Genomic DNA, 14,610 nt, shown 5'->3' with positions numbered 1-14,610 from the left:
TGCTCCGACTGTGGTGTGGCGGATCAGGACTTGTTGACGGCGAGGTACTTCGTCTCGAGGTACTCCTCGATGCCCTCGTGGCCGCCCTCCCGGCCCAGACCGGAGTGCTTGACCCCGCCGAACGGCGCGGCGACGTTCGAGACGATCCCCTGGTTGACGCCGACCATGCCGGTCTCGAGCGCGTCGGAGACTCGCAGCGCACGGTCGAGGTTCTCCGTGAACACGTAGGCGGCCAGGCCGTACGGCGTGGCGTTGGCGAGTGCGATCGCCTCCGCCTCGGTCCCGAACCGCACGATCGGCGCGACCGGGCCGAAGATCTCCTCGTCGAGGATCCGGGCACCGGCCGGGACGTGGTCCACGACGGTCGGCGGGTAGAAGTGGCCGGGCATCGTCAGCGGATCGCCGCCGGTGACCAGCTGCGCACCGCGGACCACGGCGTCCGTGACCAGCTCTGAGCATTTGTTGACCGCACGATCGTCGATGAGCGGACCGAGCGCGACCCCCGGCTGGGTGCCCGGGCCGACCTCGACGGCGGCCATCGCCCGCTGGAAACGCGCCACGAACTCGTCAGCGATCCCTTCCTGCACGAGGATTCGGTTGGCGGCCACGCACGACTGCCCGCCGTTGCGGAGCTTCGCGACGAGTGCCCCCTTGACCGCGCGCTCGAGGTCGGCGTCGTCGAAGATGACCAGCGGCGCGTTGCCGCCGAGTTCCATCGAGGTGCGCACGAGTTGGCTCGCGCTCTGCTCGACGAGCCGCTGGCCGACGGCAGTCGATCCGGTGAACGACACCTTGCGCAGCCGCGCGTCGGCCATCAGTGGAGCGCTGACCGCACCCGGGTTGGTGGTCGTGATCACGGTGAGCACGCCTTCCGGTACGCCGGCATCCAGCAGGATCTGCGCCATCAGCAGGCTGGTCAGCGGTGTCAGGGCGGCGGGTTTGAGTACGACGGTGCATCCGGCCGCCAGCGCCGGAGCGATCTTGCGGGTCCCCATGGCGAGTGGGAAGTTCCACGGGGTGATCAGCAGGCACGGGCCGACAGGCTGCGGTGACGTGATGATGCGTGAGCCGCCGTCCGGACTGGCGGTGTGCCGTCCGTCGAGACGGACGGCCTCCTCGGCGTACCAGCGGACGAAGTCGGCCGCGTAGGCGACCTCGGCGCGGGATTCGTCCACCGGCTTGCCCATCTCGAGGGTGATGAGCAGCGCCAGGTCGTCCGTCCGCGCGACCAGTGCGTCGTAGGCACGGCGTAGGACCTCACTGCGTTCCCGGGGCGAGGTGGCTGCCCAGGCTGGGCCGGCGTCGACCGCCGCGTCGAGCGCAGCCAGCGCGTCGGCCGATGTGCAGTCGGCGACCTGGAGGAGCTCCGCTCCGGTGGCCGGGTCGTAGACCGGGAACGTCTCACCGTGCTCAGCGGGTCGCCAGGACCCGATGAGGAGCCCGGTCGGGATATGGTCCAGCACGTCGGAACGCCGCTGTGCAGAGATGTCGTGCGTGTCGAGGATCGTCATCGAAGTCTTCCTTGGGTCAGGCGGTGAACTGGTCGAGCGCGACGCGGACGGTCTTGGCGATGAAGGAGACCTCGTCGTCGGTGACGACGAACGGCGGGCAGATGTGCAGGGTGTTGTTGTGGATCACGCGGGTCAGCAGTCCGGCGTCGAGGCAGGCGTCCACAACGGCTTCACCGGGTACGTCGGCCCGCAGTTGCACCCCGGCGAGGAAACCTGTCCCACTCCGCACCTCCGCGACGAGAGGATGGTCAGCCAGCGGCTGGATCGCGTTGTGCAGCACGCCTTCGAGCTCGGCCGATCGCTCGAGCAGGTGCTCCTGCTCGAGGATGTCGATATTGGCGTGCGCGACAGCGCACGCGGTCGCGTGGCCGGAGTACGTGATGCCGTGCCGAAGGATCGGAGCGTCATCGGAGCTGAAGAACCGCGCCCAGACACGCGGGCCGATCAGAATGCCGCCCAGTGGTGCGTAGCCGGAGGTGATGCCCTTCGCCATCAGCACCATGTCCGGCTCGAGACCGAACCGCTCACAGGCGAACATCGTGCCGGTCCGGCCGAAGCCGGTGATCACCTCGTCGGCGATGAAGAGAATGTCGTGCTGCCGGGCGAGGCGCTGCAGACCTTCGAGGTAGCCGGGTGCCGGTGCGATCACCCCGCCGGTTCCGATCACCGGCTCGGCCACGACCGCCGCGATCCGCTCGGGACCGAGTTCGGCGATCAGCGCCTCGGCCCCGGCCAGGTCGTTGGCCGGGATCCGGGCAGTCTCGGGGATCAATGAGTCGGAGCCATAGCCCTCTCGGTTGTACTCGAGGCCGGCGATGCTGGTGCCGAAGCCGTGCAGGCCGTGGTACGCGTTGTGCCGGCTCAGGATGATCCGCTTGTCCGGTCGCCCCTCCAGTTGCCAGTGACGGCGTGCGAGCTTGCAGGCGAGATCGACCGAGTCGGAGCCGCCGCTGGTCCAGAACACCTTGGCATCCGGGATCGGCCCCAGCGCGGTGACCCGGTCGGCGAGGCTGAGTGCGACGTCGTTCACGAAGCGACCGAACACGTGGTACGTCTCGAGCTTCAGCATCTGCTCGTAGGCCACCCTGGCAATGGCTTCCCGGCCGTGGCCGACGTTCGCGTGCCACAGGCCGGCCGGCGCATCGAGGAGCTCTGCGCCATCCGCCGTGATCACCGTGGCGCCGCGCCCGCCGACAATCGTGACCCTCTTCTCCAGAGCGGTCGGCATGTGCGCCTGTGCGTGCCAGAGCGAAGCTCCGGCCAGTGGCGTCGCGCTGGTCATGGTCTCTCCATCCCATGTTGCAGACTTTAGGATTGTTGACAATCTGAGGGTAAGGCTAACCCTCGTAGGCGGAACCCATGGAGGTGCTACCTCAGCGGAAGCGGTCCTTGGCCTTGTAATAGGCGCCGGCGAACGGCAGGAACCAGGCGGTCCCGTTGTAGAACGGCACCGGAACCTTCGGGAAGCCGAGGCCGCGGAGCGGGTTGGCCTCCGGGTGTCCGTCCATCACCTCGGCCATGCGCTGGCCCATGTAGGTGGCCATCTGTACGCCGTGCCCGCAGTACCCCATCGAGTAGTACAGACCGTCGGCCTCGCCGGCGTGCGGGATCCGGTCGTAGCTGAAGCCGACGTTGCCGCCCCACACGTAGTCGATCCGTACGTCGGACAGCCGCGGAAAGATCGTGGCCAGCTCGCGCTTGAGCACGTCGCCGGACTTCAGATCCGAGGCCGGGTTCGACGGGGCGAAGCGGGCCCGGCCGCCGAAGGCGAGACGGTTGTCCGGGGTGAGCCGGATGTAGTGGCCGATGTTCTTGGAATCGACCACCAGCCGGCGGTTGGGGATGAGCTCGCGAGCGAGGTCGTCGCCGAGCGGCTCGGTGACGATGATGAAGCTGCCGACATTGATGAGGCGCTTGCGGAACCAGGGCAACGACTTGTCGGTATAGGCGTCGGTGGCGGCCATCACCTGCCGGGCGTGGATGGTGCCGTGCAGGGTCTCGACCAGGAAGGTACCGTCGGCCTGGCGGGTGAGAGCGGTCGCGGCGTTGCGTTCGTGAATCTGGGCGCCGGCGCGCTCGGCGGCGTCAGCGAGACCATGGACGTACTTGCCCACGTGCAGCCCGGCACTGAGCGGGTCAAGCAGGGCGCCGTGGTAGTAGTCGGAGTCGAGTTCGGCACGCAGCTCGCTCTTGCTCAGCAGGATCGTGTCATGGCCGAAGTTGTCCGCCAGGTCACGCTGCTTGGCGCGCATCGCGTCGAAGTGCTGCGGTTTGTACGCGACCCCGAGCCGCCCGACGCGGTCGAAATCGCAGTCGATCCGCTCCTCGACCGTCAGTTCCTCGACCACGTCGACGGCCGTCCGGAAGGCGCCGTACAGCTCACGGGCACGCTCCTGGCCATAACGCCTCCGGGCCTCGTCGACGCCGATGGTGATGCCCTGCGTACACATGCTGCCGTTGCGGCCCGAGGCACCCGAGCCGATCTTGTCCTTCTCGACCAGGACGACCTGCGCACCTTTGCGGGCGGCGTGGTACGCGGTGGACAGGCCGGTGAGACCGCCGCCGATCACCACGACGTCGGCGTGGTCGGGCAGTGGCTTCCCACTTCGGTCCGGCAGCGGTGGCGCGGTGTCGAGCCAGTAAGGGATCTGCTTCATGACAGGGCTCCTGGTCAGCATCCGAGCAGGCCGGGCAACCCGGACAGGTCGGACAGCTCGTCGTACGGCTGGTAGTCGGTGCTGCCGGGGCGGCCGTACCGATTGATCCAGACCCGGCGCTTCAGGCCCAGGTCGCGGGTGGGGATGAGGTCGTACTCCCAGCCCTGGGCAGTGTGGATGACCTGGGCCGGGTCGACGCCCATGGTCTTGAAGGCGTACTCGAAGGTCTGGCGGTCCGGCTTGTAGGCGCCGGCCTGCTGGGCGGTGATGACGTAGTCGAACTCGACGCCGATGTTCTCGACGTTCCGCGCGATCATGTTGTCGTCGGTGTTGGAGATGATGGCGATCTCGTACTTGGTCTTCAGCGCGCGCAGCGCCTCCGGGACCTCAGGCCAGGGGCCGAAGGTGGGGACGGCCTCGACCAGGGCGTCGCCGTCAGACGTGCGGTACTCCAGGCCGTGCAGGCGCATGGCGTTGCGCAGGCTGGAGTGCAGGATCTCGTGGTACGGGCGGTAGGCCTCCAGGACTGCCTGGAACCGCATGACGCGGAAGTCGTCGAGAAACTCGTCGACGTCCAGGTTGTCCAGATCCAGCCGGTCCTCGATGACCTTCAGGGTCGTGGGGCCGAGCTCGAAGTCGATCAGGGTCGCATAGGCGTCGAAGGTGACGATCTCTCGCATGGTGTTCGTCCTCATTTCAGACCACCCGTTCGCCGGGGGTCACGATGGTGTCGAGTGCGGCCAGGTCGGCCACGGTGGGGCTCCACTCGGCCGCCGCCGCGTCGGCAGTGACCTGTTCGGGGGTCATGGCTCCGCAGATCACGGAGCCGACGGCAGGGAGGGCAGCGAGTCCGCCGACTGCGACCTGCAGCAGCGACAGGTCGCGCTCCGCGCCGTACGCCGAGAGTGCTTCGACCCGGTCGAGAGCGTTCTCGGTGAGCCAGCCGTGCCGCCAGGAGAGCCGGCTGCCCGTTGGTGGTTGCTCGCCTCGCCGGTACTTGCCGGTGAGCAGGCCATTGGCGAGGGGGTAATACGGCAGCAGGCCGACGTTTGCGCGAAGGCAGGCGGGGACGAGTTCGGTCTCCGCGCTGCGGTCGAGCAGGTGATAGCGGGCCTGCGTGCTGACGAAGGCATCGGTGAGCTGATCGGCGGGCACGTTGGAACAGCCGACGTAGCGAATCTTGCCTTCAGCAACCAGCTCGTGAAGTACGGCGACGGTCTCGTCGAGCGGGGTGACACCGTCCGGCTCGTGGTACTGGTACAGGTCGATCCACTCCGTGCCGAGCCTGCGCAGCGACTGCTCCAGAGCGTGCCGAATGTAGCGGCGGGCACCACGCGGGCCGAGCGCCCGGTCGTCATACATCTCCATGCCGAACTTCGTGGCGAGGACGACGCGGTCGCGATCCGCCTTGAGAGCGGCGCCGAGCAGTCGTTCGCCGTCACCACGCGAGCCACCCCCGTCGCCGTACCCGCCGTAGATGTCGGCAGTGTCGAACAGGTTGATGCCGGCGTCCAGGGCCGCATAGACCACCGCCCTGGTGCCGTCCTCGTCGAGGCGCGAGCCGACGTTGTTGCCGCCGAGCCCGACCACGGAGACCGCCGGCCCGCGAAGGCCGAGCCGCTGGTACCTCATGACCGGTTCCCGAACCCGATGCAGACGTTCTTGGTCTGGGTGTAGCTCGCCAGCGCGTCGAGACCTTTCTCCCGGCCCCAGCCGCTGTGCTTGTAGCCACCGAAAGGCAACTCGACCCCGGTACCGACACCGGTGGCGTTGATGTAGACCTGGCCTGCCTTGATGCCTTCGGCCACCCGCATCGCTTTGTCGATGTCGCGGGTCCAGACGTACGACGACAGACCGTACGGACTGTCGTTGGCGATGGCGACCGCCTCGTCGAGATCGTCGAACTCGAGCACGGTCACCACCGGGCCGAAGATCTCCTCGCGCGCGGTCCGGGCCTCGTTCGTCAGACCAGTCAGCACGGTCGGCTGGATGAAGTAGCCGTCGGCAAGCTCTGGATCTGCCGGAGCGCCGCCGCCCGCTCGGACCACCGCACCCTCCTCGCGCGCCAACTCGAGGTAGCCACGGACCCGGTCGCGTTGCCGAGCCGAGACGAGCGGACCCACGTCCGGATCCGATGAGCCCGGACCGAGCCGCAGCGCTGCGGCATGCGCCGCAAGCTTGTCGAGGAACTCCTCGGCGCCGCGCTGGACCAGCACCCGGGTGCCGGCCGAGCAGGTCTGCCCGGCGTTACCGAAGGCCGAGCCGGCGACCGCGGCGAGCGCCAGGTCGAAGTCGGCGTCGGCGAAGACGACGACGGGCGACTTGCCGCCGAGTTCCACCACCGAGGGCACCACGTTGGCGGCTGACGCCTGGGCCACCTTGATGCCGGTGGCCACCGACCCGGTGAAGGTGACCTGGTCGATGCCCGAGTGCCCGGCCAGCGCGGCGCCGGTGTCGCCGTCCCCAGGTACGACGTTCAGCACGCCTGGCGGCAGCCCGCAGTCCAGCGCGATGGCGGCGATCTCCAGCGGTGTCAGCGGCGCCTCGGGCGATGGCTTGAGCACCACCGTGCAGCCCGCGGCGAGCGCCGGTGCACTCCCCCGGGCTGTGTTCTGCAGGGGGTAGTTGAACGGGATGATCTGACCAGACACACCGATCGGCTCGCGCACCGTGTAGTCGAGCAGGCCGGGTCCGAGCGGAATCGTCGTACCGCCGAGCTTGTCGGTGATTCCGGCATAGAACTCGAAGTAACGCGCCGCCGCTTCGACGTCGGCCTTCGCCTGCTGCAGCGGCTTGCCGACGTCCAGGCTCTCCAGCCGGGCCAGCCGGTCGCTCTGGTCGCGGATCGCCATCGAGATCCGGTACAGCAGCCTGCCACGGTCCGCGGTCCGCATCCGCCCCCACTCGGGAGCGGTCAGGGCTCCGCGCGCGGCCGCGACCGCGTGGTCGACATCCACTGACCCGGCCAAGGCGACCTCGGCGATCGGGGTGCCGTGGGCTGGGTCGACAACGGTGAACGTGCGTCCATCGGCAGCAGGCACCTGCTTGCCGTCGATAAGAAGGAGGCGCGGTTCGCCGGTCATGGCCGGATCTCGCCTTCGACAGCGCCGAAGATCACGACCTCGTCGCCCGGCCGAACGGTCCGCAACCGCCGGACCCACAGCACGATGCCGTCCTGCGGCGCGTTGATCTCCTCGAGGGTGTTGCCGTAGTGGTCGACGACCTTCGCGATCGGGTCGCCGCCCTTGCAGGTCTCCCCCGGTCCGGCGTAGGCGACGAAGAAGCCGCCGGACGCCGAGCGGGCGAAGCTGCCGGTCACAGCGGTGTAGCGGTCGCGCAGCTCAGGTTCGCCGTCGACCATGCCGAGCTGGCGCATGATGTTGCGGACAGCAACGACGTGTAGCTCGACGTTCTCTTCGCGGTACGTACCGCCGCCGACCTCGATGGTGACGGCAGGCTTGCCCGCCGCGAGCGTCGGGTGGCGGACCGTGCCACCCCACTTGCCGCCCTTCCAGATCAGCTCGTGCCCTGCCGCCAGGCCGATACCGGTGGCCAAGTCCTCGTAGCCGCCCTGCACGATGGTGAGCGGGGCGATCTCACCGTACGTGCCGCCGGTGTGCAGGTCGACGAGCGCGTCGATGACGGGAACCACCTGCTCGACGAACGTGGCCGCCAGGCGCAGGGAGTACGAACCTTCGGGGTCGCCCGGGAAGATCCGGTTCAGGTTGAGGTGATCCAGGCCGCTGCTGCGGGCCGCGGCCTCGAACGCAGGGGTGTTCATGCAGGGAATCCCGACCAGTGTGCCGCGCAGGGTTGCGGGGTCGGTCTCGGCGACGACCCGGCGGACGGCTTCCTGTCCGTCGTACTCGTCGCCGTGCACGCCGGCGTCCACGCAGAGGACAGGGCCCGGCTCGGTGCCGTTGACAACGATCAACGGGATCCCCAGCTCCACGCCGTAGGTACTGGTGCCGACCGGGATCAGCCCTTCAGCTCGTTCACCGGGGGCGCAGGTCAGCGGACCGATGGAGTACATGGTTCGTCCTTTCGATGGTGTGGTCAACGGGTGAGCGCGTGCGAGGCTTCGTCGAGGGTGTCCGCGATGATGTCGGCGATCCGGTCGAGGAGCTCGCGATCGCTCACCAGTGGTGGTGCGATCTGCAAGATCGGCGCGGCTCGGTTGTAGACCCGGGCGAGCAGTCCGGCCTCGCGCAGCCGGCGCGGGATGAGGTCGGCGACCAGTGCGCTGCGGGCGGCCGCACTGAAACCGCCGTTCTCGGCGTCGCCGGCGAGTTCGAGCGCGTAGAAGAAGCCGGCACCTCGAACGTCGCCGACGATCGGCAGCGGACCGAGGTCCGCCATCCGCTTGCCCAGGTGGTCCTGCAGGTCGCGGACGTTGTCCAGGACCCGGTCGCGCTCGAAGATGTGCAGACTGCGGAGGGCGATCGCCGCACTGAGTGGATGCCCGCCGAACGTGTAGCCGTGATTGAGTACCGCGCCCGGCCGGTTGATCACCTCGGCGACCCGGGCGCCCACCAGGGTCGCCCCCATCGGCGCGTAGCCCGCGGTGATGCCCTTGGCAACGGTCACGATGTCCGGGCGGGCGTCGTACCGGTCACCGCCGAACCACTCGCCCAGCCGGCCGAACGCGGTGATCACCTCGTCCACGACCAGCAGGAAACCGTACCGATCGGCCAGCGCCCGCAGGCCCGGCCAATAGCCGTCCGGCGGGGTGATGCAGCCGCCTCGATTCTGCACCGGCTCGACGATCAGCATCGCGATCGTCTCCGGCCCCTCGGCGACGATCACCCCTTCCAGCTCCGCCAGCAGATGCCTGGTGAAGGCCGCGTCGTCGGCGAACTCGGACGGCTGCCCGACACGGCTGGTGTTCGACACGAACAACGTCTCGATCGCCGGTGGCCCGAACGGCTCCGTCAACCCGGGGTCGTCGGTCAGCGACAGTGCGCCGAGCGTCAGCCCGTGGTAGGCGCCGCGCCGGGAGATCGCCTTGGTACGGCGTGGCTCGCCGCGCAGCGCGTGATACTTCCGGGCGATCTTCCACGCGGCCTCGACCGCCTCCGCACCCCCGCTGGAGAAGAAGGTGTGCTCGACGTCCACCGGCGCGATCCCGGCCAGCCGCTCGGCCAGTTCGATGGCCGTCGGGTGCGCCGACGCGGACCACAACGGGCTGAAGCACAGCTCCCGCAGTTGCTCGGCGGCTGCGGTTGCGAACTCCTCGGCGTAGGAGTAGCCGAGCTGGCAGCAGTACAGGCCGGACAGGCCGTCGATGTAGCGGTTGCCGTCCACGTCGTCGACGTACGGCCCCTCCCCGCGCCGTACGACGAACAGGTTCTCGCCGTCGCGGCCGAGTGAGCCGTTGGCGGTCATGTTGAGCAGCAGGTTCCGCGTCATGCCGCGTCTCCTTCGGTCTTCGCCAGACCGGTGGTCGTCTCGACCGACAACAGACCGCTTTGGCGCCCGGAGCCGAGCCACCGCATCACTGCCACCAGCACGAGAGCCAGTACGGCGAAGGCGATGAGGACGGCGCTGATCGCGGTCACGGTCGGATCGATGTCGAACGCGAGCGAGTTGAACATCTGCACGGGCAGGGTCACGGTCGTCCCCGACGACAGGAACTGCGCGATGAAGAACTCGTCGAAGCTGGTGATGAACGAGAAGACGGCCGCGGCGACCATGCCTGGCGCGGCGAGCGGGAAAGTGATCCGCCGCGCGATGGTGAGCCGGCCGGCCCCCATGCTCGCCGCCGCGTCCTCGAGGCGTTCGTCGATGCCGCGGAACGTCGCGATCAGGATCATCACGGCGATCGGCGAGGCCAGCACGGTGTGGCCGAGGGCGATCGCGATCGGGCTGCCCAGCATCGCGGCGGGTTCGAACAGCAGGAACAGTCCGAGCGCGATGACCACCTGCGGGATCAGCAGGGGCCCGAGCACGAGTGCGTAGACGGCCGACCGAAGCGGCAGCTCGCTACGGGTCAGCGCTGTCGCCGCCGTGATCGCCAGAATCAGCGAGAACACGGTCGTGATGGACGCGACCAGCGCGCTCAACGACAACGCGGCCGGCCACCCACTGTCCTTCGCGAACACGGCCTGGTACCAGTTCAGAGTCCAGCCCTCGGGTGGGAACGCGCCGAAAGCATCCTTGCCGAAGGACGTGACGATGATGACGACGATCGGCAACACGAGGAAAAGCACGATCAAGGCCGCACCGACGCCGAGCGCGATCCGTCCGATCCGAGTACTGCGCAGGCCGATCACGACGCACTCCTCTTCTTGGCATTGGCGCCGAGTCGCCCGACGAGCTTCAGCAACACCAGCCCGGCGAAGGTGACGAGCAGCAGGACGACGCCTTGCGCTGCCGCACTGTTCCACTGGCTGTTCTTCATGACTTGCTGGTTGATCATCGCTGCGACCATGGTCTGCTTCGGGCCACCCATCAGTGCCGGCGTGATGTAGTAGCCGAGCGCAAGGATGAAGCTGAGCAGGGCCGCGCTGGCCAGGCCTGGGGCGATCAGCGGCAGATAGACCCGGCGGAAGATCACCAACCGTCCGGCCCCCATGCTGGCGGCCGCGGCAAGCAGACGCCGATCCACCCCACGCATCGCGCCGTACAGGACGAGCACGGTGTAGGGAAGCATCACCGAACTGGTGCCGATGATCACGCCGAGCTCGTTGTAGAGCAGCTGGAACGGTGCTCCCGGCACCCAGAGGTCGGTCAGCACCTGGTTCACCACGCCGTGTTCACCGAGCAGGATGATCCAGCCGTACGTCCGCACCAGAGCACTGATGAAATGCGGGACGACGACCACGAGCATGATCAGTCCCGCCCACAGCGGGCGCAACCGAGACACCGCGCTGGCCAGCACGAATCCGACCACGAGGCTGATCAGCGCCGTCTCGGCCGAGACTCGCAACGTGGTGAGCAACACGGTCAGGTTCGAGCCGCTGAGCGCATCGACGTACCAGTGCAGGGTCAGCGAACCGTTCGCGGCCTTGAGGCTCAGGAACAACGTGCTGAGGATCGGGAAGACGAACAACGCCAGCAGGTAGACGACGATCGGTGTCGCGTTCAGCAACCCGAGGCGGGTACGGCGGGTGCCCAAGAGGCGACGCTGCGGGGCCCGGGGCGCAGCGGCGATGGACGCAGTCATGGCTGACCTACCGCCCTTCGGTGCCGAAGAGGTTGACGTCCTGGGCATCCGCCTTGACACCGATCCGCTCGCCGGCGATCGGCGCCCACCCGGCCGGTGCCTCGATGCGCAGCAACGTGTCGAGGCCGGCAAGACGCAGGCCGACGCGGACGAGCGTGCCGACGTACGTGACCGTCTCGACGGTGCCCGTACAGAAGCCCTCGTCGGGCGGACACGCGCGGAGCCGGCCCGGCTGGATGGCAGCCTCCACCGCGGTGCCACGCGCGAAGGCGTGTGGTCGCGCCCTCAGCACGCCGCCGTGCGCCAGCCTGACCAGGGTGTGCTCGCCGGCGGTCTCCTCCACCTGACCAGGCAGGAAGTTCGCCGCACCGAGGAAGTCGGCGACGAACGGTGTCTTCGGCCGCTCGAACAGCTCGCGTGGCGTGCCGAACTGATCGATCCGCCCGTCGCGCATCACGGCGATCCGGTCGGACAGCACCAGCGCCTCCTCCTGGTCATGCGTCACGTAGATCACGGTCAGGCCCAGCTCGCGCTGGATCGCCTTGATCTCCACCTGGAGCTGGTCGCGCAGCTTCTTGTCCAGTGCGCCCAGCGGCTCGTCCATCAGGACCACGGGCGGCCGGTACACCAACGCGCGGCACAGCGCTACGCGCTGCTGCTGGCCGCCGGACAGCTCGCGCGGATAGCGGCCGCCGTACCCGGCCAGACCGACGATCTCCAGCGTCTCGCCGACACGTCGACGTACGTCGGCCTTCGACACCCCACGCAACTGCAGCGGGAACGCGATGTTCTCGCCGACGGTCATGTGCGGAAACAGCAGATACTGCTGGAAGACGAAGCCCAGATTCCGCTTCTGCGGGGCGAGCCTGGTCACGTCCCGATCGCCGACGGTGATGGTCCCGGAATCCGGCTCCGCGAAGCCGGCGATCATCATCAGGGTCGTCGTCTTGCCCGAGCCGGACGCGCCGAGGAAGGTGACGAACTCGCCGGCGGCGATCTCCATCGACGCCTCGTCGACGGCGACCACGTTCCCGTAGGTCTTGCGTAGCGACACGACGGACAGCGGCTTGCCGATCCCGGCCGGCGCCGGTGATCCGGCGGCGGTGGCAGGCGACTCGGCTACGGTGCGGATGTCAGACACGAGCCCACTCCAGCCAGCGCTTGTTGACGGCGCCCTCGTTCTTCAGCCACCACTCGGTATCCAGATCGAACCCCTGGTCGCGGTACTCCGGCGCGGACGCCAGGTTGGCGCGCACGTCGGCCGGCAGGCTGTCGAACGCCGCCGCGGAGACCGGGTTCGTGGGGTAGATCTTCGCCAGGCCGGCCTGGGTCTCAGGCCGCAAGGAGAAGTCGATGAGCTGGTACGCGGCGTCGAGGTTGGCGGCGCCCTTGGGGATGGCGTATCCCTGGCCTTGCCGGCGTGCGCCGGCGAACTGGTACGCCAACGGAACGCCTTGCTTGATCAGCGCACTGAGGCGGCCGTGCCAGCACGTGCCCAGCACCACTTCCTTGCGGCTGAGCAGCACGCCGGGGAGGTTGCCCGTGTCCCAGTACTTCCGCACGGACCCCTTGATCCGGTCCAGCGACTTGAACGCCCGGTCCACGTCGATCGGGTACAGCTTGTCCATCGGTACGCCGTCGGCGAGCAGCGCGAACTCCAACTCGGGCAGGTCGGCGTCCGGGTGTTGGAGCGAGCGGCTGCCGGGGAACGCCTTGGTGTCCCAGAAGTCCGGCCAGGAGCTCGGCTTCCTGCCGCCGAACTGGTCGGTGCGGTAGGCCATGACGCTGGCGTAGTACGCCTTGCCGACGGCGTGCTCGGTGACCATGTTGGCCGGGATGTTCGCCGCCTTGAAGCTCTTCAGCCGATCGAAGTCGAGCTTCTCGATCCCGTCGTCCCGGACGAACTTCAGGAAGTCCATCATCGAGTTGTCGATCAGGTCGAACTGCGGCCGGCCCTGCTTGATCTGGGCGAGCATCTGGGCGTACTGGACATTCACCACCTGGACCTGGATGCCGGTCTCCTTGGTGAAGGGCTCGTAGATGCCTTTCTGCAGTGCTTCGCCGTACGCCCCGCCACTGTTGCGCACGGCAAGGGTCTTCGTCGAACCGGCGGCGCCGTCGGCGCGGCTGGTACCGGAGCCGCAGGCCGTCAGGGCAGGTACGGCGGCGGCTGCTGACAATCCTGCGACGCCTTGCAGGAAGGACCGGCGCCCGATCACGGAATCTTTCATGACAACACCTCAGGTTCTGACGGGGTTTGGAGGGATTCGGCGGTTCGGTCCGGCGCTGCGGCCGTCGCGATCGCCGCGAGTTCGGTGCCTGGGACAACGGTGAGCCCGCGCATCCCGTAGAAGATCGTTCCGGACGCTGGAGCGCGGACCACATGTTCGTGACCGTCGGCCGGGTCGACGATGCGACCGATGACCTGGCCGTCGATCACCTCGTCGCCGGCGACGAACTCCGGGTACCAGAGACCGGTGGCGTCGGCGCTGACGTCTCCGGCCCATACCCATTCACGGCCACCCGTGGGCTGGACCCCGCTCTGGTCGAGGACGCCGACCCGGCGCAGGACCGCGGTCAGGCCGTCCACCAGTCCGCCGATCACGGCCGGGTCGCGCTCGCCGAGCTGGCCGGTCTCGACCAGGATGGCCGGGACGCCTTGGCGGACCGCGGCCGCATGGCTGTTCCCACCCTCGGCGTTCTGGCCGAAAATGATGTCCTCGATACCGACAGCACGCGCCATCGCGGCAGTCGTTGCATCAACCTCTGGGACACCGGTGAGACGGACACCGACGAAGTGCCGGAGAGTCTGGTCGATCCCGCCGGAGTGCAGGTCGACGTAGGCGTCCGCGCCATCGATCAGCTGCGCGAAGAGCCAGGCGGCCATCCGCTCGGTGGGGCTACCGTGGGGGTCGCCGGGGAAGACGCGGTTGATGTTCACCCCGTCGATCGAGGAAACGTTGAGGCGTCCCCGGTACGCGGCCAGCGGGTTCGCGACGATGCAGATGAGCACCTGTCCGCGCACCTCCTCGGCGTCCAGCTGGGATGCGAGCCGGTGGGCGGCGTCCACACCGGTGAACTCGCCGCCGTGCACACCCGCGGTGATCACCACGCGCGGCCCCGGCCGCGCGCCGGCCACCAGGGCGAGTGGTACGTCTACGGTCAAGGTGCCGAGATCTGCAGGCACGATGCCACGTACCGTGGTGCCCGGCTCGGCCCGCAGCTGGCCGAGGCTCAGCGGCCGCGCCTGGCCGGCGTTCTTTGTCGTCGTCATGTC

Annotated in this window: 13 protein-coding genes; all 13 read right to left on the bottom strand. The window is 68.4% G+C overall.

Features of this window, described 5'->3' with window-relative positions; genetic code table 11:
• Window positions 1-23 precede the first annotated feature (23 nt).
• Window positions 24-1,511: an NAD-dependent succinate-semialdehyde dehydrogenase gene (locus ACWCOV_RS33715; protein WP_449833401.1), complete on the bottom strand. Its 1,488-nt coding sequence runs from the start codon at window positions 1,509-1,511 to the stop codon at window positions 24-26.
• A 16-nt stretch (window positions 1,512-1,527) separates the two neighbouring features.
• Window positions 1,528-2,793: an aminotransferase family protein gene (locus ACWCOV_RS33710; protein ID WP_449833400.1), complete on the bottom strand. Its 1,266-nt coding sequence runs from the start codon at window positions 2,791-2,793 to the stop codon at window positions 1,528-1,530.
• Between the two features lie 91 nt (window positions 2,794-2,884).
• Window positions 2,885-4,168 carry an NAD(P)/FAD-dependent oxidoreductase gene (locus tag ACWCOV_RS33705; RefSeq protein WP_449833399.1) on the bottom strand — a complete coding sequence of 428 codons (1,284 nt, stop codon included), beginning with the start codon at window positions 4,166-4,168 and terminating at the stop codon, window positions 2,885-2,887.
• 14 nt (window positions 4,169-4,182) lie between these two features.
• Window positions 4,183-4,848 carry a haloacid dehalogenase type II gene (locus tag ACWCOV_RS33700; RefSeq protein WP_449833398.1) on the bottom strand — a complete coding sequence of 222 codons (666 nt, stop codon included), beginning with the start codon at window positions 4,846-4,848 and terminating at the stop codon, window positions 4,183-4,185.
• Between the two features lie 16 nt (window positions 4,849-4,864).
• Window positions 4,865-5,800: an aldo/keto reductase gene (locus ACWCOV_RS33695; protein ID WP_449833397.1), complete on the bottom strand. Its 936-nt coding sequence runs from the start codon at window positions 5,798-5,800 to the stop codon at window positions 4,865-4,867.
• Window positions 5,797-7,251, bottom strand: coding sequence for an aldehyde dehydrogenase family protein (locus ACWCOV_RS33690; protein WP_449833396.1), 1,455 nt, complete (start codon window positions 7,249-7,251; stop codon window positions 5,797-5,799). Before ACWCOV_RS33690 ends, ACWCOV_RS33695 begins: the two co-directional genes overlap by 4 nt.
• A complete protein-coding gene (locus tag ACWCOV_RS33685; RefSeq protein ID WP_337000070.1) occupies window positions 7,248-8,201 on the bottom strand; it encodes a succinylglutamate desuccinylase/aspartoacylase family protein in 954 nt (317 codons plus the stop codon). Before ACWCOV_RS33685 ends, ACWCOV_RS33690 begins: the two co-directional genes overlap by 4 nt.
• A gap of 23 nt (window positions 8,202-8,224) precedes the next feature.
• Window positions 8,225-9,577 (bottom strand): aminotransferase class III-fold pyridoxal phosphate-dependent enzyme, encoded by a 1,353-nt coding sequence (locus ACWCOV_RS33680; protein WP_449833395.1) that lies wholly within the window; start codon window positions 9,575-9,577, stop codon window positions 8,225-8,227.
• Entirely contained in the window at window positions 9,574-10,440 is an 867-nt protein-coding gene (locus tag ACWCOV_RS33675) for an ABC transporter permease (RefSeq protein WP_449833394.1), read from the bottom strand. Before ACWCOV_RS33675 ends, ACWCOV_RS33680 begins: the two co-directional genes overlap by 4 nt.
• Entirely contained in the window at window positions 10,437-11,333 is an 897-nt protein-coding gene (locus tag ACWCOV_RS33670; RefSeq protein WP_449833393.1) for an ABC transporter permease, read from the bottom strand. The genes ACWCOV_RS33675 and ACWCOV_RS33670 overlap by 4 nt, the downstream gene beginning before the upstream one ends.
• Window positions 11,334-11,340: 7 nt before the next feature.
• Window positions 11,341-12,474 carry an ABC transporter ATP-binding protein gene (locus ACWCOV_RS33665; RefSeq protein WP_449833392.1) on the bottom strand — a complete coding sequence of 378 codons (1,134 nt, stop codon included), beginning with the start codon at window positions 12,472-12,474 and terminating at the stop codon, window positions 11,341-11,343.
• Complete coding sequence (locus tag ACWCOV_RS33660; RefSeq protein WP_449833391.1) at window positions 12,467-13,564, bottom strand: ABC transporter substrate-binding protein; 1,098 nt, start codon at window positions 13,562-13,564, stop codon at window positions 12,467-12,469. Before ACWCOV_RS33660 ends, ACWCOV_RS33665 begins: the two co-directional genes overlap by 8 nt.
• Window positions 13,561-14,607, bottom strand: a complete 1,047-nt coding sequence (locus ACWCOV_RS33655; RefSeq protein ID WP_449833390.1) for a succinylglutamate desuccinylase/aspartoacylase family protein — start codon at window positions 14,605-14,607, stop codon at window positions 13,561-13,563. The genes ACWCOV_RS33660 and ACWCOV_RS33655 overlap by 4 nt, the downstream gene beginning before the upstream one ends.
• Window positions 14,608-14,610: the final 3 nt, after the last annotated feature.

This window comes from Kribbella sp. NPDC002412 (assembly GCF_053592935.1).
This window is presented reverse-complemented; position numbering and strand designations above follow the sequence as displayed.

Bases quoted from the DNA above. Each gene is read 5' to 3' on its own strand.
- ACWCOV_RS33715 (WP_449833401.1), bottom strand. From the start codon at position 1,511: ATGACGATCCTCGACACGCACGACATCTCTGCACAGCGGCGTTCCGAC.
- ACWCOV_RS33710 (WP_449833400.1), bottom strand. From the start codon at position 2,793: ATGACCAGCGCGACGCCACTGGCCGGAGCTTCGCTCTGGCACGCACAG.
- ACWCOV_RS33705 (WP_449833399.1), bottom strand. From the start codon at position 4,168: ATGAAGCAGATCCCTTACTGGCTCGACACCGCGCCACCGCTGCCGGAC.
- ACWCOV_RS33700 (WP_449833398.1), bottom strand. From the start codon at position 4,848: ATGCGAGAGATCGTCACCTTCGACGCCTATGCGACCCTGATCGACTTC.
- ACWCOV_RS33695 (WP_449833397.1), bottom strand. From the start codon at position 5,800: ATGAGGTACCAGCGGCTCGGCCTTCGCGGGCCGGCGGTCTCCGTGGTC.
- ACWCOV_RS33690 (WP_449833396.1), bottom strand. From the start codon at position 7,251: ATGACCGGCGAACCGCGCCTCCTTCTTATCGACGGCAAGCAGGTGCCT.
- ACWCOV_RS33685 (WP_337000070.1), bottom strand. From the start codon at position 8,201: ATGTACTCCATCGGTCCGCTGACCTGCGCCCCCGGTGAACGAGCTGAA.
- ACWCOV_RS33680 (WP_449833395.1), bottom strand. From the start codon at position 9,577: ATGACGCGGAACCTGCTGCTCAACATGACCGCCAACGGCTCACTCGGC.
- ACWCOV_RS33670 (WP_449833393.1), bottom strand. From the start codon at position 11,333: ATGACTGCGTCCATCGCCGCTGCGCCCCGGGCCCCGCAGCGTCGCCTC.
- ACWCOV_RS33660 (WP_449833391.1), bottom strand. From the start codon at position 13,564: ATGAAAGATTCCGTGATCGGGCGCCGGTCCTTCCTGCAAGGCGTCGCA.
- ACWCOV_RS33655 (WP_449833390.1), bottom strand. From the start codon at position 14,607: ATGACGACGACAAAGAACGCCGGCCAGGCGCGGCCGCTGAGCCTCGGC.